Origin of the sequence: Streptomyces hainanensis (assembly GCF_004348415.1) — a bacterium.
GTDB classification, from domain to species: Bacteria; Actinomycetota; Actinomycetes; order Streptomycetales; family Streptomycetaceae; genus Streptomyces; species Streptomyces hainanensis.
Genome location: NZ_SMKI01000108.1, coordinates 1 through 18,158, shown reverse-complemented (window position 1 = coordinate 18,158; position 18,158 = coordinate 1). Strand labels below are relative to the sequence as shown.

The 18,158-nt window shown below is 73.7% G+C and carries 16 protein-coding genes and 1 pseudogene; 10 read left to right on the top strand and 7 right to left on the bottom strand.

Translation table 11 applies throughout. The features are described from left to right. Together E1283_RS12655 and fdh are read right to left on the bottom strand one after the other, a co-directional pair. On the bottom strand, positions 1 to 689 hold a 689-nt coding region (locus E1283_RS12655; RefSeq protein WP_132818088.1), incomplete at its 3' end, for a 4Fe-4S dicluster domain-containing protein. Between the two features lie 2 nt (positions 690 to 691). Next, positions 692 to 3,943, bottom strand: a complete 3,252-nt coding sequence (gene fdh, locus E1283_RS12650) for a formate dehydrogenase (RefSeq protein WP_132818087.1) — start codon at positions 3,941 to 3,943, stop codon at positions 692 to 694. Positions 3,944 to 4,125: 182 nt separating this feature from the next. Here fdh and mgrA point away from each other — a divergent pair, with 182 nt between their 5' ends. Continuing rightward, positions 4,126 to 5,121, top strand: coding sequence for an L-glyceraldehyde 3-phosphate reductase (gene mgrA / locus E1283_RS12645; protein WP_132818086.1), 996 nt, complete (start codon positions 4,126 to 4,128; stop codon positions 5,119 to 5,121). Between the two features lie 258 nt (positions 5,122 to 5,379). Further along, entirely contained in the window at positions 5,380 to 6,390 is a 1,011-nt protein-coding gene (locus E1283_RS12640; RefSeq protein ID WP_132818085.1) for a Gfo/Idh/MocA family protein, read from the top strand. A gap of 113 nt (positions 6,391 to 6,503) precedes the next feature. Here E1283_RS12640 and E1283_RS12635 read toward each other — a convergent pair whose 3' ends face one another. Next, complete coding sequence (locus E1283_RS12635; RefSeq protein WP_165956103.1) at positions 6,504 to 6,809, bottom strand: hypothetical protein; 306 nt, start codon at positions 6,807 to 6,809, stop codon at positions 6,504 to 6,506. Positions 6,810 to 7,027: 218 nt separating this feature from the next. Between E1283_RS12635 and E1283_RS12630 the strand changes: the two genes are divergently transcribed. Together E1283_RS12630 and E1283_RS12625 are read left to right on the top strand one after the other, a co-directional pair. Continuing rightward, positions 7,028 to 8,236: an NsdA family TPR-like regulatory protein gene (locus tag E1283_RS12630; RefSeq protein ID WP_481906691.1), complete on the top strand. Its 1,209-nt coding sequence runs from the start codon at positions 7,028 to 7,030 to the stop codon at positions 8,234 to 8,236. 45 nt (positions 8,237 to 8,281) lie between these two features. Then, the gene (locus E1283_RS12625; protein ID WP_132818082.1) at positions 8,282 to 8,632 is read left to right on the top strand and encodes an ASCH domain-containing protein; all 351 of its coding nucleotides are present in this window, start codon (positions 8,282 to 8,284) and stop codon (positions 8,630 to 8,632) included. 6 nt (positions 8,633 to 8,638) lie between these two features. Here the strand turns inward: E1283_RS12625 and E1283_RS12620 are convergent, their stop codons facing one another. After that, on the bottom strand, positions 8,639 to 9,289 hold the full coding sequence (locus E1283_RS12620) for an MFS transporter (protein WP_425086161.1): 651 nt from the start codon (positions 9,287 to 9,289) through the stop codon (positions 8,639 to 8,641). Between the two features lie 272 nt (positions 9,290 to 9,561). Here E1283_RS12620 and E1283_RS39690 point away from each other — a divergent pair, with 272 nt between their 5' ends. Beyond that, positions 9,562 to 9,804, top strand: a complete 243-nt coding sequence (locus tag E1283_RS39690) for an ArsR/SmtB family transcription factor (RefSeq protein ID WP_341829922.1) — start codon at positions 9,562 to 9,564, stop codon at positions 9,802 to 9,804. Here E1283_RS39690 and E1283_RS12610 read toward each other — a convergent pair. Further along, a complete protein-coding gene (locus E1283_RS12610) occupies positions 9,773 to 10,288 on the bottom strand; it encodes an NUDIX hydrolase (protein WP_132818081.1) in 516 nt (171 codons plus the stop codon). The genes E1283_RS39690 and E1283_RS12610 overlap by 32 nt on opposite strands. Positions 10,289 to 10,408: 120 nt before the next feature. On the opposite strand from E1283_RS12610, the gene E1283_RS12605 reads away from it, so the two are divergent. Then, positions 10,409 to 11,137, top strand: a complete 729-nt coding sequence (locus tag E1283_RS12605) for an SDR family oxidoreductase (protein ID WP_132818080.1) — start codon at positions 10,409 to 10,411, stop codon at positions 11,135 to 11,137. A 12-nt stretch (positions 11,138 to 11,149) separates the two neighbouring features. On the opposite strand, the gene E1283_RS12600 is transcribed toward E1283_RS12605, so the two are convergent. Continuing rightward, positions 11,150 to 11,902, bottom strand: coding sequence for a GntR family transcriptional regulator (locus tag E1283_RS12600; RefSeq protein ID WP_132818079.1), 753 nt, complete (start codon positions 11,900 to 11,902; stop codon positions 11,150 to 11,152). 338 nt (positions 11,903 to 12,240) lie between these two features. Here E1283_RS12600 and E1283_RS12595 point away from each other — a divergent pair, with 338 nt between their 5' ends. Both E1283_RS12595 and E1283_RS12590 read left to right on the top strand, forming a co-directional pair. Continuing rightward, positions 12,241 to 12,747, top strand: coding sequence for an FAD/NAD(P)-binding protein (locus tag E1283_RS12595; RefSeq protein WP_132818078.1), 507 nt, complete (start codon positions 12,241 to 12,243; stop codon positions 12,745 to 12,747). A 78-nt stretch (positions 12,748 to 12,825) separates the two neighbouring features. Next, the gene (locus E1283_RS12590; protein ID WP_132818077.1) at positions 12,826 to 13,602 is read left to right on the top strand and encodes a thioesterase II family protein; all 777 of its coding nucleotides are present in this window, start codon (positions 12,826 to 12,828) and stop codon (positions 13,600 to 13,602) included. Between the two features lie 84 nt (positions 13,603 to 13,686). Here E1283_RS12590 and E1283_RS12585 read toward each other — a convergent pair. Continuing rightward, a pseudogene (locus E1283_RS12585) lies at positions 13,687 to 14,109 on the bottom strand (lytic polysaccharide monooxygenase); the annotation flags it as partial. A 122-nt stretch (positions 14,110 to 14,231) separates the two neighbouring features. Here E1283_RS12585 and E1283_RS12580 point away from each other — a divergent pair. Together E1283_RS12580 and E1283_RS12575 are read left to right on the top strand one after the other, a co-directional pair. Further along, complete coding sequence (locus tag E1283_RS12580; RefSeq protein ID WP_132818075.1) at positions 14,232 to 16,127, top strand: ABC transporter transmembrane domain-containing protein; 1,896 nt, start codon at positions 14,232 to 14,234, stop codon at positions 16,125 to 16,127. Next, positions 16,124 to 17,866: an ABC transporter ATP-binding protein gene (locus E1283_RS12575; protein WP_132818074.1), complete on the top strand. Its 1,743-nt coding sequence runs from the start codon at positions 16,124 to 16,126 to the stop codon at positions 17,864 to 17,866. Before E1283_RS12580 ends, E1283_RS12575 begins: the two co-directional genes overlap by 4 nt. Positions 17,867 to 18,158 lie beyond the last annotated feature (292 nt).

Here is an 18,158-nt window from a genome sequence, read left to right as displayed (position 1 = left end):
CCGTACAGCCGCGCCCCCTCCACCCCGGTCTCCCGCAGCCCGGCCACCCGGGCGGCGGCCCGCTCGCGCAGCTCGTCGAGTGGCCCGAACTGGATGGAGTCGGTCGGGCACGCCTTGGCGCAGGCCGGCTCCTGCCCGGCACCCAGCCGGTCGTAGCACATCGTGCACTTCCAGGCCCGGCCGTCACCGGCGCGCTGCTCGATCACGCCGTACGGGCAGGCCGGCACGCAGTAGCCGCAGCCGTTGCAGACGTCCTCCTGCACCACCACGGTGCCGAACTCGGTGCGGAACAGCGAGCCGGTCGGGCAGACGTCGAGGCAGGCCGCGTGCGTGCAGTGCTTGCACACGTCCGAGGCCATCAGCCACCGCGGCCCGCCGTTCCCGGCCGAGCCGTCCGACGGCCCGCTCTGCTCCACGAACGCCACGTGCCGCCAGCTGGAGGCGCCGAGCCCCCCGGTGTTGTCGTAGCTCATCCCGGTCAGCCGGCCGCCCGCCTCGCCGGTGGCCGGCGGGATCGCGTTCCACTCCTTGCACGCCACCTCGCACGCCTTGCAGCCGATGCACACCGAGGTGTCCGTGAAGAAGCCGACGCGCGGCGGCGGTTCGGCGTGCCCGGCGTCCGCGGCCACCTCGGGCTCGGGCCCGGACAGCAGCCGCCGCGCCCGTCCCCCGGGATCTACCGTCGTCATGGTCAGACCTCCAGTCCGGTCTCGACGGAGGCGTGCGAGCGCCGCCGGTAGTCGGCGATCAGCTCGCGCAGCTCGGGGCCGCGCGGGCGCCGCCCGGGCCTGATGTCCGCGGTCAGCGCCTTCACCTCCTGGATGTGCGTGTTGGGGTCGAGCACGATCGAGGTCAGCTCGTTGGCCGCGTCGCCGCGGCTCAGCCCGTTGGGCCCCCAGTGGTACGGCAGCCCGATCTGGTGGACCGTCCGGCCGGCCACCCGCAGCGGCGCCATCCGATCCGTGACCAGCACCCGGGCCTCGATCGCCCCGCGCAGGGTCACCACGGTGGCCCAGTCGCGGTGCCGGAGGCCGCGCTCGGCCGCGAGTTCGGGGGAGACCTCGCAGAACATCTCCGGCTGCAGCTCCACCAACGTGGGCGACCAGCGGGTCATCCCGCCGGCCGTGAAGTGCTCGGTGAGCCGGTAGGTGGTCACCACGTAGGGGAAGACGGCGGCGCCGTGCTCCCCGTCGGAGGGGTGGTACTCGTTGCCCTCGTGGGGGAACGTCGTCCGCACCGGCGAGCGGCCGTGCCCGGGGTGGAGCGGGTTGGCGAACGGCGAGTCCTGCGGCTCGTAGTGGGTCGGCAGCGGCCCGTCCACCAGGCCCGCCGGCGCGAACAGCCACCCCTTGCCGTCGCCCTGCATGACGAACGGGTCGTCCCCGCGCAGCGCGGCGACGCCGGTCGCGTCCTCCGGCGGCACGTGGCCGGGGCCGAGCGTCACGGGGAAGTCCGGCACGTCGTGGCCCGTCCAGCGGCCGGCGTCCGCGTCCCACCACAGGAGCGCCTTGCGCTCGCTCCACGGCCGGCCGTCGGGCGCGGCCGAGGCCCGGTTGTAGAGGATCCGGCGGTTGCCCGGCCAGGCCCACGCCCACTCGGCCGCCATCCAGTCCTGTTCCCCGCCGGGCCGGCGCCGCGCGGCCTGGTTGACGCCGTCGGCGTACACCCCGCAGTAGATCCAGCAGCCGCACGAGGTCGAGCCGTCGTCCCGCAGCTCGGTGTAGGCGGAGAGCGGCGCGCCGTCCGGGCCGCGCCCGTTGATCTCGGCGAGCACCGCCTCGGCCGAGGGCTCCCGGAGCGCGCCCTCGACGGGGTACTCCCAGGCCAGGTCGAGGAAGAGCCGGTCCTCCCGGCGGGTCGAACCGGCCAGCCTCGCCCGGATCCTGCGCTCCAGGTGGTGGGCGAACCACAGGTCGCTGCGCGCCTCGCCCGGCGGCTCGACGGCGGCGTGGTGCCACTGGAGCCAGCGGTTGGTGTTGGTGAACGAGCCCGACTTCTCGGTGTGCGCCGCCGCCGGGAAGAAGAACACCTCGGTGGCGATGTCCTCGGTACGCAGCTCGCCGTTCTCGATCTCCGGCCCGTCCCGCCACCAGGTAGCGGACTCGATCAGCGAGAAGTCCCGCACCACCAGCCAGTCGAGGTTGGCCATGCCGAGCCGCTGGAGCCGGGCGTTGGCGGAGCCGACCGCCGGGTTCTCGCCGAACAGGAAGTAACCCCTGCAGTCGCCCTCCAGCTGCGCCAGCACGGTGTCGTAGGTGCTGTGCGAGCCGGTGATGCGGGGGAGGTGGTCGTAGCAGTAGTCGTTGGCGGCGGTGGCGGCCGCCCCGTAGTAGGACTTCAGCAGACTCACCGCGTAGGACCGCGCCTCGGCCCAGAAGCCCTTGTCGGTGCGGACCGCGGCCACGAAGGAGTCGAGGTCGGGGTCGCGGTGTGCCTGGGGCATCGGGAGGTAGCCGGGCAGCAGGTTGAACAGCGTGGGGATGTCGCTGGACCCCTGGATGCTGGCGTGGCCGCGCAGCGCCTGGATGCCGCCGCCCGGTCGACCGATGTTGCCGAGCAGCAGCTGGAGCACGCAGGCCGCCCTGATGTACTGGGCCCCCATGGAGTGTTGGGTCCAGCCGACCGCGTAAGCGAAGGCGCTGGTGCGGTCGGGGCCCGAGTTGGCGGTCAGCGCCTCGCAGACCCGGGCGAAGGCGGTCCGGTCCACGCCGCAGACCCGCTCGACCATCTCCGGCGTGTAGCGGGCGTAGTGGCGCCTGAGGATCTGGTAGACGCAGCGCGGGTGGCTCAGCGTGTCGTCCCGCTCCGGGCGCGGCGGCACCTGGGCGCCGCCCGAACCGTGGGACTCGGCGCCGCAGGCGTGTCGTTCGTCGGCCAGCGCGGTGTCGTCCGGCTGGGCCCGCCGGCTGCCGGTCGGGGCGCGCACCGGGTCGCCCTCGTAGCTCCAGCTGGCGGGGTCGTACGTCCGGCCCTCGGCGTCGAGCCCGGAGAAGACGCCGGCCAGGTCCTCGGCGTCGCGGAAGTCCTCGCAGACGATGGTGGCCGCGTTGGTGTAGGCGAGGACGTACTCGCGGAACTCCCTGCCCTCGGTCAGCACGTGGTTGATCAGCCCGCCGAGGAACGCGACGTCGCTGCCGGCCCGGATCGGCACGTGCAGGTCGGCCAGCGCGCTGGTCCTGGTGAACCGGGGGTCGACGTGGATGATCGTGGCGCCCCTGGCCTTGGCCTCCATCACCCACTGGAAACCGACCGGGTGGCACTCGGCGAAGTTGGAGCCCTGGATCACCACGCAGTCGGCGTTCTGCAGGTCCTGCATGAAGGTGGTCGCGCCGCCCCGGCCGAAGGAGGTGCCGAGGCCGGCGACCGTCGCGCTGTGGCAGATCCGGGCCTGGTTCTCGACCTGGACGACGCCGAGCCCGGTGAACAGCTTCTTGATGAGGTAGTTCTCCTCGTTGTCCAGCACCGCGCCGCCCAGGCTCGCGATGCCCAGGGTGCGGGCCACCCGGACCCCGTCCGCCTCCCACTGCCAGGTGGCGCGGCGGGTCGCGACGACCCGGTCGGCGACCATGTCCATGGCCGTCTCCAGGTCCAGCGGCTCCCAGTCGGTGGCGCCAGGCCGGCGGTGGAGGACCTGGTGGCGGCGGGCCGCGCCGGTGACCAGCTGGAGCGTCGCCGAGCCCTTGGGACAGAGCCGGCCGCGGCTGACGGGCGAGTCGGGGTCGCCCTCGATCTGGGTGACCCGGCCGTTCTCGACGTAGACCTTCTGGCCGCAGCCCACCGCGCAGTAGGGGCAGACCGAGTCCACCACCCGGTCGGCGGTGGCGGTACGGGGCCGCAGCGCGTCGGTGGTCGCGGACTTCACGGCGGCGCCGCGGCCCAGCGGGTCCCCGCCGGTCAGCTGCCGGTAGACCGGCCACCCCTGGATCCAGCGCCTGGCGCCCATCGCGGGTCCCTTCCCATCGAGGCTGTCTCAGGGGGTTTCCCATTTTGGGGATTATTTACTGACTATCTGGTGATTCACACCCGTTTGCCATGATGGTTCCGGTGGGCTGTAACCGGTTGTGATGCTGACACGGCGTATGACAGGATGCCGCGATTCGTCAGGCCGTCAACCATGGAGCGTCCGTGACCCACGTCGCCGCCGAAACCCGCTACGACGACATGCCCTACCGCCGCAGCGGCCGATCGGGGCTCCGGCTGCCCGCCGTCTCACTCGGGCTCTGGCACAACTTCGGGGACGGCAACCCCCTGGACACGCAACGCGCCATCCTGCGGCGGGCGTTCGACCTCGGCGTCACCCACTTCGACCTCGCCAACAACTACGGGCCGCCGCCCGGCGCCGCCGAGCGCAACTTCGGCCGGATATTCGCCGCCGACTTCCGTGCCTACCGGGACGAGATCATCGTCTCCAGCAAGGCCGGGTACCACATGTGGCCGGGCCCGTACGGCGAGTGGGGCTCCCGCAAGAACCTGCTGTCCAGCCTGGACCAGAGCCTGGGCCGGCTCGGCCTCGACTACGTGGACGTCTTCTACTCGCACCGCCCCGACCCGGACACCCCGCTCGAGGAGACCATGGGCGCGCTGGACACGGCGGTCCGGCAGGGCAAGGCCCTCTACGTCGGGATCTCCAACTACTCCGCCGCCCAGACCCGCGAGGCCGCCCGCATCCTGCGGGAGCTCGGCACCCCGCTGCTGATCCACCAGCCCGCCTACTCGATGCTCAACCGCTGGGTGGAGGACGACGGCCTGCTCGACGCGCTGGACGAACTCGGCGCCGGCTCCATCGCGTTCTCGCCGTTGGCCCAGGGGCTGCTGACCGACCGCTACCTGAAGGGCGTCCCCGAGGGCTCCCGGGCGGCCGGCGACAGCCCGTTCCTGTCCCGCGCGGGCATCACCCCGGAATATCTGGCCCGGGCCGCGACGCTGAACGAGATCGCCGCCCGCCGCGGCCAGAGCCTGGCGCAGCTCGCCATCGCCTGGGTGCTGCGCGGCGGCCGGGTCACCTCGGCGCTGGTCGGCGCGAGCAGTGTGACCCAGCTCGAGAACAACGTGTCGGCGGCGCACAACCTGGACTTCTCGGACCAGGAGCTGGCCGAGATCGAGGCGGCGCTGGCGGCCTAGCGGCTGCGCGGGGTGCCTTGCCCTGGCCTCCGATGGTCGGACCAGTGGCAAGGCTGCCCCCCTCGGCGGCCACGGGCAAGGGGGGCGAACCGCCGCGATCCGGGCGGTTCGGGTGGCCGCCGGATTTCAACGCTGCATATTTTCCCCGGAGTTACTTCACTAGGCTACCGAAGTTGCCTAGAGTGGTGAGAGTCGTCCACACCGTCACCAGCACGGCCAGCTCGACCAGTTCGACCACACCGACCAGGGGGCACCACAGTGGCGAGGGGGAATCCGCCGGACGGGGCGCGACCGCGCACGCGCTACGCGCTCATCGGCACCGGCGAGCGGGCACGCGACTACGTGCGCGCGCTGCTCGGCGACCACCGGGAGACGGCCGAACTCGTCGCCTTACTCGACGCCGTGCCGTTGCGGCTCGACCGCTTCGAGGACTACGTGAAGGGCCTCACGCTCGGTGGCAGGTCGCCGGTGCGGTACGGCGCCGGCGGTCTGGAGCGGATGATCGACGAGCAGAAGATCGACCGCGTCATCCTGACCACCCCCGACGCCACCCACGCCGACCTGACCTGCCGCTCGCTGCTCGCCGGCGCCGATGTGATCGTCGAGGCGCCGCTGACCACCGACGCCACGGGCGGCCGGCGGATCGCCGGAGCGCTCGAAGCCAGCGGGCGGCACGTCGTCGTCGCCTTCAACCGGCGCTACGCGGCGGGCAACGCGGCGCTGCGCGAGGTGCTGGCGGCCGGCGGGGTCGGCCGGATCACCGGCGTCCGGGCGGCCTGGCCGGCCGACGCGGAGGCCTCCGGGCAGCCGCCCCGGTCCTCCCACCACTTCGACCTCGTCAACTGGTGGCTGGACGACGCACCCGCCCGGGTCGCGGCCGGCGCCGACGAGGCCCGGGGCGTGACCGTCCACTACCGGGGCGGCGCCACCCTGACCCACGCCCCCACCGCCCCCGGGGAGCCGTCCCGCGTCGTGGTCGACGGCACCGAGGGCCAGGCCGAGTTGGTCGGCGGCCGGCGGCTCACCGTACGGTGCCCCGGCAAGCCGGACACGGAGATCCCGATCCCCGCCACCGGGGACGACGGTGACGCCGAACTCTTCCGCGCCCTGTTCCACGCCGGCGAGCCGGTCGACCCCAAGGACCCGCTGTGCCGCGCCGCCGACACCACGGACGGCCTCCACGCGGCGGCCGTCGAACTGGCCGCCGCGCACTGCCTCGCCCACGGCCTGGCCGTGGACCTGGCGGAACCCGACCCGGCCAGGGCGTGAGGCGCGCGCCCCGCCACGGGGCGCGCTACCGGGCGAGCCCGATGGCACGATGACGCCCAAGACCGGGTCACGCTTGGTCGGCCTCTTCGTTCCCGCCTGACGGGCGTTGCCGGTCAGGCAGGTGGCAGCGAGGCGGCCGCAGGCGTCGGGTCCCAGGGCGTAGGCGCGGGCCTGCTCGCGCCGTCGTCGAAGTCCACACTTTCCGCCCGGCCACCTGCCGTGTTGATCGTCGTATTCAGTATCTCGCCCATACGGCAGGTCTCTTGGGCGCGGGCGCAGACCTCACACTCGACGATGTGCAGTCGTCGTGCGGCGCGAAGTTGCTCGATGTCGACCGGGCGGGGGTGTGCGGACACCTCATGCCGAAGATCATCGAACCGGGCCTCCCACTCCCTGCCACCGCCGATCGGTCGCAGCATCGCGTACGGTCCGCCCCGGCCCCGGTAAACGCCGACGCGATCGGTGGCGATATCCCTTACCAGTGTTCCCACAATCGGGTGATCGTGACTTTCGCTTCCCACGGAACCCGAGTCTTGTCGTGCCGGTCACCTGCTGGCATTCCGTATGGGCAACCCCTTTGACTGCCTTGGGGAACCCCACGCCGCGTAGCCCCACAGAAGGCTAGGCTCGGAATGGATTGATTCCATCCCCGTCAGGTGGCCCATGGACGAACGCGCGGCTCGGCGAAGCGGCTACTCGCTACGGGCACCAGCCACGCGGTCATGGCGGCGGCCATGAGGTAATCGGGCGGATCGCCGACGGTTTCGGTATCCCGGGCGACATGCTCGGCCTACCGACGCGCTCTTGGGAGGTGGAGGAGACGAAGCGTCGCGATGCGGCGAAGCTGATCGGCCTGACCCTCGCCACGCCGGCCGTCACCGCCGAAATCCTGGATCAAGCCGCGGCCGAGGCAGTCGAGTTCACTCGCCAGGTGGAGGCCAGCGCGCTGGGCTCCACCACCCTTGGTCACCTGGACCAGGCGGTGACCGAGATCAACCGGGCGTATTCTTTGAAGCCTCCTTCCCAGGTCTTCGAGACCGCGCTGGCCTATCGCCGTAAAGTCGGCGTTCTGCTCCGGTCCAACCACACGCATCAGCAGGGGCGAGAACTGCTCGCCTATGCCGGATGGTTGTCGGAGTTGCTGGCCTGGCTCGCACACGATCTCGGCAGCGCCGGCGCTGGTTCGGCCTTCGCGAATGACGCCTTCGTGCATGGTCAGCAAGCTGGGCACGGGCAGCTCTGTGCTTGGGCGATGGATGCCGCCGCTTCCATCAACATCTATGAAGCACGCCCCGATCGAGCAGTTGCCGCTGCTCGCCGAGGGCTCTCCGAGGTTGGCTCTACTCATCCGTTGACCGTCCGTCTGCATGCTCAGGCCGCTCGCGCCCGTGCGGCCGAAGGCGATGCCGAGGGTTTCTCGGCAGCCTTCCGCGCCGCCGAGGACGCCTACGACCGGCTTCCACCGCGCCCGCCACAGCGCTTCGGCGAAGACGTCCTGCCCCTGGCCGAGTACGCGATCACCTCCTACCCGGCCACCTCATGCATCTGGCTGGGGCAGGCGGACCGGGCCCGCCAGTACGCCGAACGTGCTCTCGCCACCTTTGCCGCCGCACCGGAGGCGGCCCGCTCGCCGAGCCGGCAGGCCATCGCCCGGATCGATCTGGCCCTCGCTCACGCGCAACTCGGTGAGCCCGATGCCGCGATCGTCCTCGGACATCAGGCCCTCGACTCGGCACGGGTCGTGGGTTCCGTCCGCAACCGGGCCCACGACCTCACCGCCTACCTCGATCGCCGTCATCCGCGGGAGACGGCGACCGAGGGGCTGCGCGAGAAACTTCGCGCCTGACAGATCACGATCCCTCACGCACACCGCGAAGGACTGCTGATAGTGGTGACCCCGACTACTCGCGAACACTCTCTCACCATCCGCAAGCCCTACTTCGACCTCATCGACCGAGGCGACAAGACGATTGAGGTGCGGGTCGGCTACCCGAAGATCCGCCGGATCGCTGCCGAGGACCGGCTCCGTTTCACGTCGGGCGAGGCCACTCTTCTCACCCGGGTCGTCAGGGTGGTCGAGTACCGGTCGTTCGAGGACCTGCTCGACGCCGAGGGGGGGGCGGCGATCGGGGACGAGGCGCTGACCCGCGCAGAACTGCTCGCCGTGATCCGGGAGATCTACCCGCCGGAGAAGGAAGCCCTGGGCGTGTTCGCCATCCATGTCGGACGGGTGACCGGATAGGCCCTCCTACCTCGGGGCGACGCTGTCGGCAGCCGGGTCCGGCCGTGCACGGCGCCCGGTGGTTCCACGAGGGTGGCCTTCGCGGGGCAGCGCCCGTGGCCCGACGAGGTGGCGGGCCAGGGCGAGGCCCGTGAGCGTGGCGAGTAGTGCGCACACGGCCGGCCAGCCACCCCGGCCGTAGAGACGGGCGCCGAGCCAGGAGCCGGCGCCGCCGCCCAGGTAGGCGCAGGTCATGTAGGCGGTGTTGAGGCGGCCGCGGGCGTCCGGCCGCAGGGCGTAGACGCGCGCCTGGTTGGCGACCATGCCGCACTGCATCGCGACGTCGAGCAGCAGCGTGCCGAGCACCAGCGCCGCGAGCCCGGCGGCGCCGCCGCGGGAGCCGCCGGCGAGGACGGCGGCGGAGAGGAGCGTGCCGAGCAGGCAGACCAGGTTGACCTGCCCAGGACCCCGCCGCACCCCGCCCGACCGGGTCAGGCACGACCTCAGGCTCGCCCACGCGCCCGACCCGCCGCCCGCGGCGCTCCGCGCCGCCGCCGAGGAGGACGACGGCCGGGTTGTCGCGCTGCGCGACGCGATCTGCGAGCTGCTGGCCGGGTACTGGGCGGCGGCGATCGAGCCGTGGTGGCCGCGGATGCGGCTGCTGCTGGAGGCCGACATGACCTACCGGGCGCGGCGGCTCGCCATCGGCGGCGCCCGCTCGCTCTTCGCCGACATGCACCCGAACCTGCGCTGGCACGACGGCGTGCTGCACATCGCCCGGATGATCGGCCGGCACCGGGTCGCCGCGGCCGGGCGCGGCCTGCTGCTCATCCCCTCGGTGTTCGCGCACCAGCCGGCGCCTCCGGTCAGCCCTGACGAGCCGCCACGCCTGGTCTATCCGAGCCGGGGCGTCGCCACGCTCTGGGAGGCCGTGCCGCCCGCCGACCCTGGTGCGCTCGCGGCGCTGCTCGGCGCCCCCCCGGGCCCGGCTGCTCCTCCTGGTCGAGGAGCCGCTGGCCACCGTCGAGCTGGCCCGCCGCCTCGGTGTCACCCCGAGCGCCGTCTCCCAGCACCTGCGGGTGCTGCACGCGAACGGGCTGGTCAGCCGGGACCGGGCCGGCCGTCGGGTGCTCTACCGGCGCAGCGGGCTCGGCGACCGGCTCACGGTCGTGGCCGGTTCCGCCGGGGCGTGAGCGGCACGTACCCGAGGTCGACGGGCGCCGGCGGCGGCCCGTCGGCGGGCACCGCCGCCAGCAGCTCGGGGAGCCGCGGCGGCCACACCGCTTCGGCGTCGGCGGCGGCCAACTCCGCGGGGGACCACCAGCGCCAGCCCAGGATGCCGTCGGCGGCGTGCGCCTCGGTCAGGTCGCCCGCCGGGTCCCGGCGCGGGCCGCGGGCCAGGAAGACGTCGTCGTGCTGGCGGACCGGCACCCCGATCCGGGTGAAGTCGTGGGTCCACCGGCACAGCAGGGTGCCGTCGAGTGCGACGTCGACCCAGCCGGTCTCCTCGCGCAGCTCCCGCCGGGCCGCCTGAAGCGGCGACTCGCCCGGGTCCAGGCCGCCGCCCGGCGGGGCCCAGTGGATGCCGAGCTCCGCGTCGTCGTGGCGGAACAGGAACACCGCGCCGTCCGGGGCCACGAGCGCGACGCGGCCGGCCTGCCTGGGACTTCTTCGCATCCGCCCATCCTCGCAGCCGGCCAGGACCCCGGTTCCCCCGGGCGCGATCCTGCGCCTACCGGCTCCCGTGTGTGACGGTGTGTCATATTGCCGGGGAATCCCCTCGACGGAAGGCCACTCATGAAGTTCGCGGTCATCGGCGGCACCGGGCTGATCGGTTCGCGGGTCGTCACGAAACTGAACGCCGCCGGCCACGAGGCGGTGCCGCACGGGCACTCCACCGGGATCGACGTCAGCAGCGGCCGGGGGCTCGACGAGGCGGTGGCGGGGGCCGACGTCCTCGTGAACCTCACCAACTCCCCGACGTTCGACGAGGCATCCCTGGCCTTCTTCCAGACCTCGATGGACAACCTGCTGGCCGCGGCGGACCGGGGCGGCGTCCGGCACTTCGTCATCCTGTCGATCGTCGGGGTCGACCAGGTGCCGGAGCTGGACTACTACCGGGCCAAGGCGCTCCAGGAGGACATCCTCAGGGCCGGCCCGATCCCCTACTCGATCGTCCGGGCGACGCAGTTCATGGAGTTCGTCGACGCGGTCATGGCCATGACCGCCGACGGCGACACCGTCCGGCTGCCGGCCACCCCGGTCCAGCCGATCGCCGCCGACGACGTGGCCCAGGCGGTGGCCGACGTCGCCGCCGGCACCCCGCTGACGGGCATCCGCGACGTCGCCGGGCCCGAGGTCTTCCCGCTCGACGAGCTGGGCCGGATCACCCTGTCCCACAGGTCCGACGGCCGCACCGTCGTCACCGACCCCACCGCCGGCATGTTCGCCGCCGTGAAGGGCGACGTCCTCACCGACCGGAACGCCCACCTCGCGCCCACCCGCTACGCGGACTGGCTCTCCTGAGCCAGCCGCGGCTCAGCCGCCCACCGGGAACTCGTAGACCAGTCGGAAGCGGCTCGCCGGAACCACGAGATCCGCGGTCTCCACCGCCCGGTCCCCGGCGTAGTAGGTGCGCTGCAGGGCCTGGATCCCGGCGCCGACCGCGACGCCGAGCCGTTCGGCCTCCTCCGGGGTGGCCGCGCGGCCGGTCACCGACTCCGTCGCCCGGTTCACCGTGACCCCGATGTGCGCCATCCGCGCCACCACCCCGTGGCCGGCCAGCGGGCCGGCCTCGGGGAGCACCACGGGGGTGCCGCCGGTCAGCGCCAGCGGTTCCCAGCTGCTGGAGATCATGCCGGGCTCGCCGTCGCTCCGGAACGTGTAGTCGCTGCGCACCACCGGCGCCTCGGGCGCGATGCCGAGCCGCTCCGCGATCTCCGGGGGCGCCGGCACCGTGGTGGACACGCAGTCGCGGCCGCCGTCCGCCGCCCGCCCGGTGCCGTCGTCCGGCACATAGAGGCTGCCGCCGAGCCGCTCGTCGTGCCAGGACCGCACCACGGCCCGCCGCGCCGTCGGCCGCCGCACGAAGACCCCGCTGCCGGCCCGCCCGTGCACCAGCCCCTCGGCCATCAGCAGCCGCACCGCCGAGTTCGCCACGTTGGGACCCACCCCGTGCGCCTCGGCCAGCGCGGCCCTGGACGGCAGCCGCGCGCCCGGCTCCAGCGCGCCCTCGACGATCAGGCGGCGCAGCTCGGCCGCCACCCGCAGATAGGCCGGGGTCTCTGACATGGTGCGGCGGCTCCCGTCGCGGTCGGACGATGTGACGAACGGCACAGGTCGGGGCCTGATGCAGCAGGCCCGTGCCGCCCGGACAACGCCAACTCGCGGTCGCGGCACGGTATTCCCGCGACCCGGAAACCTGATGCAACAGGTTCCGGAAAAAGGGCGCGGTACGTTCGGAAAGAAAGCGGAGTCCCGATTGTTCGGTGAATGGAACAGGCTTGACTGCGGACCCCGCCCCGGGGCACATTTCCCGATCACCGAGCCAGGTCGGGCGGTCGGCCTTTCCCCATTGACCGACCGCCCGACCTTCCCTCAGCACGCCTCGCGTCGAATGTGAAAGCACCATGACCCATACAGCCGCCGTACCGGACGACGAAGTCCACCTCGTCGTCGTCGGCGGCGGGCCACGCGGGCTGTCCGTGCTGGAACGGGTCGCCGCGCGCGTCGCGCGCCCGGGCGCCGACCCGGCCCCCGAGCTGCGGATCGCGCTCGTGGAGCCGCACCCGGCCGGGGCCGGGAAGGTGTGGCGCCCCGAGCAGCCTGCCGAGCTGCTGATGAACACCATGAGCGCCGACAACACCGTCTTCCCCGACGCCTCGGTGCGCCTCGACTCACCCGTGGAAACCGGCCCCACATTTCTCCGGTGGCTGCGCCGGATAGCCGTGGAAGGGCACCGGGACCCCGGCGCCGTCGAGTTCGCCAGGAGTTCCACGGAACGCGACTACGCACCCCGCCGGGTCTACGGGACATATCTCGTCGACGCCCTCGCCGCCGTCCGGTCGCGACTGCCCCGGCCCGGAGGCGGCTCGGCCGCCCGGCGGCGACCGCCGGCCCGGGAGCCCGGGAGCTGAGGCGGGCCACGGAGGCGGTGCGCGGAGGCGGGCCGCCCAGGAAGTCGAAGAGGAAGCCGAAGAGGAAAGCGACCACCCATGACCGACCACGCCGCTCCCGACGTCCCGGCCGACAACGGCCGGTGGATCCGTCGGTACCACCCTCAACCGGACGCCCCGGTCCGGCTGGTCTGCCTGCCGCACGCGGGCGGTTCGGCCAGCTTCTTCTTCCCGATGTCCCGGGCGCTGGCCGGCACCGCCGAGGTGCTCGCCGTCCAGTACCCCGGCCGCCAGGACCGGCTGAACGAGACGCCGATCGCGACCATCCCGCTGCTGGCCGACGCGGTCTACGACGCCCTGCTGCCCTGGACCGACCGCCCGCTCGCCTTCTTCGGGCACAGCATGGGCGCCATTGTCGCCTTCGAGACCGCCCGTCGACTCGAGCGGGAGAAGGGCCTGGTCGCCGCGGCGCTCTTCGCCTCGGGCCGCCGAGGGCCGGCCACCCTGCGCTCCGAGACCGTGCACGAACACGACGACGACCAGCTGATCGACGAGATACGGAAGCTCAGCGGCACCAACACCGAAATCCTCGCCGACCCCGAGATCATCCGCATGGTGCTGCCCGCCATCCGCGCGGACTACCGGGCCGTCGAGACCTATCTCCGCCCGCCCGGCCCCGGGCTGAACTGCCCGCTGTACGCGCTGACCGGGGACGCCGACCCCAAGGTCACCGTCGCGGAGGCGGAGGCCTGGCGCGCGGAGACGGCGGGCTCCTTCGACCTGCGGGTCTTCGACGGCGGCCACTTCTACCTCACGCGGCACCAGGACGCCGTGAACGAGGCGGTCGCCGCCGGCCTGCGCGCCTACCCGGCCTGAGCGTCGGGGCGCCGGAGCACGAGCGACCCCGCCGGCCAGCCGGCGGGGTCGCCCACGCTCAGGGCGCCGTCCGGGCCCGCGCGATCAGCCGAAGTCCACGTCGCTGCACAGGTAGTACACCTGGTCCATGTGCGACGCCTGCCAGACGGTGTACACGACGTGCCGGCCGCTGTAGCCCGAGGTGTTGACCGGGATGGAGTAGCCGGTGGACGGGGCGTACTCGCCGGTCTCCGCGACCAGTTCCAGGTCGTCCCAGCCCAGGGCCTCCGCAGTGGGGTCGAAGCCCTGCCTGCTGACGTAGACGAGGAAGTAGTCGGCGCCGTGGCTGGCCTGGTCGTAGAGCTCCACGGTGAAGTCGTCGGTGATGTCCGAGGTCACCCAGGGGCCGACCGTGTCGAGCGAGTCGTAGCGCCCGCCCTCGGTCTGACCGCCGCTGCACAGCCGGCCGTCGGGGACGGCCGCCTGGTGGTTGCCGCCGACCTCGTTGCGGTACAGGCCGTTCCAGTGGGAGCGCTCCCATTACTGGCGTGCTCTACCCGACGACACAGGCCCGAAACATTCGGCCCGTCAGAAGTGCCATGCGGTGCTCCGACTTCCCGGGGTACGGTGCGGCTCGGGGGGTGATCCACATGGAACCCGTGGCCGCGCGCGGCACGCTCGTCCCGCACTCCGCGAACGACGCGGGCCGCGTCGACGACACGCGCGACACCCGTGAGCCGCACGGCCCGCGTGAGCCGGAGCCGACGGGCGCCACGTGTCTGACGGGCGTCCCCGACCGCCGCTCCGCCGGCCGGTTCCTCTGGTGGCTCGGCGTCAGCCAACGCGGCCGCGTCGCCACCGGGATGTTCTTCGGGGCCTCCTGGATGGCGGGCCTGACCCTGGTCCCGCTGCTTCTCTCCCGGGCGGTCGACGACGGCCTGGTGCCGGGGCGGCCGGGCGCGCTCCTCGGCTGGTGCGGCGCGCTGCTCGCGATCGGCGTGCTGAACGCGCTGCTGGCGATGGGGCGGCACCGCATGATGACCCAGGTCAGGATGGACGCCGCGTTCCGCACCGCCCGCCTCGTCAACGCGCACGCGACCCGGCTCGGCGCCACGTTGCCCCGCCGGGTCACCGCGGGCGAGGTGGTCACCATCGGGATGCGCGACGTGGGCATGGCCGGGCAGGCGTTGACGGTCGCCAGTTCGAGCGGCGTCGGGCTGGTCGCCTTCGCCATGGTGGCCGTGCTGCTGCTGGCGATCTCGCCCGTGCTCGCCGCCGTGGTGCTGCTCGGCGTGCCCGTGTTCGCGCTGCTCGTCGGACCGTTGCTCGGCCCGCTGCGCGGTTCGGAGACCGCCTACCGGGAGCGGGAGAGCGGCCTGGCCGCCCGGGTGCTCGACATCGTCGGCGGCCTGCGGGTGCTGGGCGGGCTCGGCGGCAAGGCGGCGTACGCCGACCGGTATCGGCGCGACTCGGCGCTGCTGCGCGCCGAGGGCTACCGGGTGGCCACGGTCACCAGCTGGATCCAGGCGCTCGGCGCGGGCCTGCCGGTGCTGTTCCTCGCCGCGGTGACCTGGCTGGCCGCCCGGCTGGCCGCCCGCGGCGACATCACGGTGGGCGAACTCGTCGCCGTCTACGGCTACGTGGCGGTGTTGTCGCTCCCCGTGGCGTACCTGATCGAGGGTGCCTACGACGTGAGCCGCGGGCTGGTCGCGGCCCGCAGGATCATCCGCTTCCTGGACCTGGAGCCCGAACGCGTCGACGCCCCGGCCCCGTTGGCGGCGCCTCCGGTCGGATCCCGGCTGCACGACCCGGAGTCGGGCGTGTCGGTCGCGCCCGCCCGGCTGACCGCCGTGGTGAGCGCGCGGCCGGCGGAGACCGTCGCGGTGCTCGACCGGCTCGGTGGGATCGCCGCCGGCGCCTCGGCGGTCACCTGGGGCGGCGTCCGGCTCGACCGGGTCGCCGGGGAGCGGATCCGCGACCGGATCCTGGTCGCGGACAACGAGGCCGAGCTGTTCGCCGGCCCCCTGCGCGCGGTGCTCGGCGGGCGCCGGGAGCCGGACGGGGCGGCGATCGCCGCCGCCGTGCGGGCGGCCGCCGCCGAGGACGTGGTGCGTGGCCTGCCGGGCGGCCTCGACGCGCCGGTGCTGCCCGGGGGCCGCAACCTGTCGGGCGGCCAGCGGCAGCGGATCCGGCTGGCCAGAGCGCTGCTCGCCGACCCCGAGGTGCTGCTCGCGGTCGAGCCGACGTCCGCCGTCGACGCGCACACCGAGGCGGCCATGGCCCGGGGGCTGCGCGCCGCGCGCGCCGGCCGTGCCACGGTGGTCGGCAGCGCGTCGCCGCTGCTGCTCGACCGGGCCGACGTCGTGTACTACCTGGTCGACGGCCGGGCCGTGGCCGTCGGGGCGCACCGCGAGCTGCTGGCCGCCGAGCCGGGCTACCGGCGTCTGGTGGCGCGTGGCGTCGAGGACGCGGAAGGCACGCGAGCCGCCGACGCGGATCCGGAGCCGGACGAGGGCGGCGCGCCGGCCGCGGCGGTCGCCCGGTGAGCGCCGGCTCCGGGCTGCCGGTCGCCGCTCGGGAGCAGGTCCGGCGGGCCGCGGTCGACCTGGTCCGCCGGGACGCCCGGGGCTTCGCCGCGCTGCTCGGGCTCAACGCGCTGGCCGCCGGCGCCGGGCTGGTCGCGCCCTGGCTGCTCGGCCGCGTCGTCGACGAGGTCAGGGCGGGCGCCGGGGTGGCCGTCGTGGACCGGTTGGCGCTGGTCATCCTGGTGTGCGGCCTGCTCCAACTGCTGCTCGTCCGCTGGGCGCGGCTCGTCGGGCACCGGTTCGGCGAGCGGACCCAGGCCCGGATCCGCGAGGGCTGCGTGGACCGGGTGCTCGCGCTGCCGCCGTCCGTCGCCGAGCGTGCCGGCCAGGGGGATCTGGCCGCGCGGGGCACCAACGACGTCGCGTCCGTGGGCCGCACGCTGCGGGACGCCGCGCCCGACGTGCTGATCGCCGGCATCCAGGTCGTGTTCGTCCTGGGCGCGGTCGTCGCGCTCAACCCACTGCTCGGCGCCTGCGGGCTGCTGGGTCTCGTCGGCTGCTGGGTCTCGCTGCGCTGGTATCTGCGCCGGGCCAGAGCCGCCTATCTCGCCGAGGGCGCCGCCAACTCCGAGCTGGCCGAGCTGCTGGCGGCCACCGCGGCCGGCGCCCGCACGATCGACGCGCTCGGGCTGCGGGGGCGCCGGCTCGCCGGCTGCGAGGTGGCGGTCGCCGAGTGCCGGGCCACCAGGATGCGCACGCTGTTCCTGCGCGGCGTGCTGTTCCCCACCACCGACGTGTCGTTCGTGGTGCCGGTGGTCGGGGTGCTGCTGGTGGGCGGGGCCCTGCACGGCGAGGGCCTGGTCAGCCTGGGCACGGTCGTCGCGTCCGCGCTCTACCTCCAGCAACTGGCGGGCCCGCTGGAGTCGATCCTGTTCCGGGCCGAGCAACTGCAGAGCAGCGGTGCCTCGTTCGCCCGGGTGGAGGGCGTGGGCCTGGTGTCGGCAGGCCCGGCCGCCGGCGGCCGGGCGCCGGACGGCGACCTGATCGAGCTGACGGGCGTGGGCTTCGCGTACGGCGGGGGCGACGACGTGCTGCACGGCGTCGACCTGACCGTGCGGCCGGGGGAGCGGCTGGCCGTGGTGGGCCCGTCGGGCGCCGGCAAGACGACCCTGGGCCGGCTGCTCGCCGGCATCGACGCGCCGCGCGTCGGCACGGTCACCGTGGGCGGGGCGCCGGTCGTCGAGCTGGCCCCCGAGCAGTTGCGCCGGCAGATCCTGCTGGTCACCCAGGAGCACCACGTCTTCCTCGGCACCGTGCGCGACAACCTGCTGATCGCCGCGCCGGCCGCGGCGGACGCCCAGCTGTGGGCGGCGCTCGACGCGGTCGGCGCCGCCTGGACTGCCGGGCTGCCGGCCGGTCTCGACACCGAGCTCGGTCCCACCGGGCACCGGGCGGACGCCGCGCAGTCCCAGCAACTCGCCCTGGCACGCGTCGTGTTGGCCGATCCCCACACGCTGGTGCTGGACGAGGCCACCGCGCTGCTCGATCCGGCGACCGCCCGGCAGGCCGAGCGGGCGCTGGCCGCCGTGCTCCGGGGCCGCACCGTCATCGCCATCGCGCACCGGCTGCACACCGCGCACGACGCGGACCGGGTCGCGGTGCTGGAGAACGGCCGGTTGACCGAACTCGGCCCGCACCACGAACTGGTGGCGGCGGACGGCGCCTACGCCGCGCTCTGGCGGTCGTGGCACGGCACCTGACGGCGCTCCACCCGGCGCTCCACCGGGGGCGCCCTCTCGCCTGACGGCTGTCTCGCCTGACGGCTGTCTCGCCTGACGAACCTGGCATTGACGGTCGCGGGTGGCCATGCTTGCATCGAGGGCATGTCCGGTGCCCGGGTTCTGACGCGCCGCCGCTGCGTGGACTTCGTCCGCGTGGCCGCCGCGATCTGTTGCGCCTCCAGGTGATACCCCGCGCCTTCGGCGCGTCCGTGACCTCGATCTGACCGCCGTACCTCGCGGTCCGGCCGGCTCTCCAGGCCGCCCCTCACCC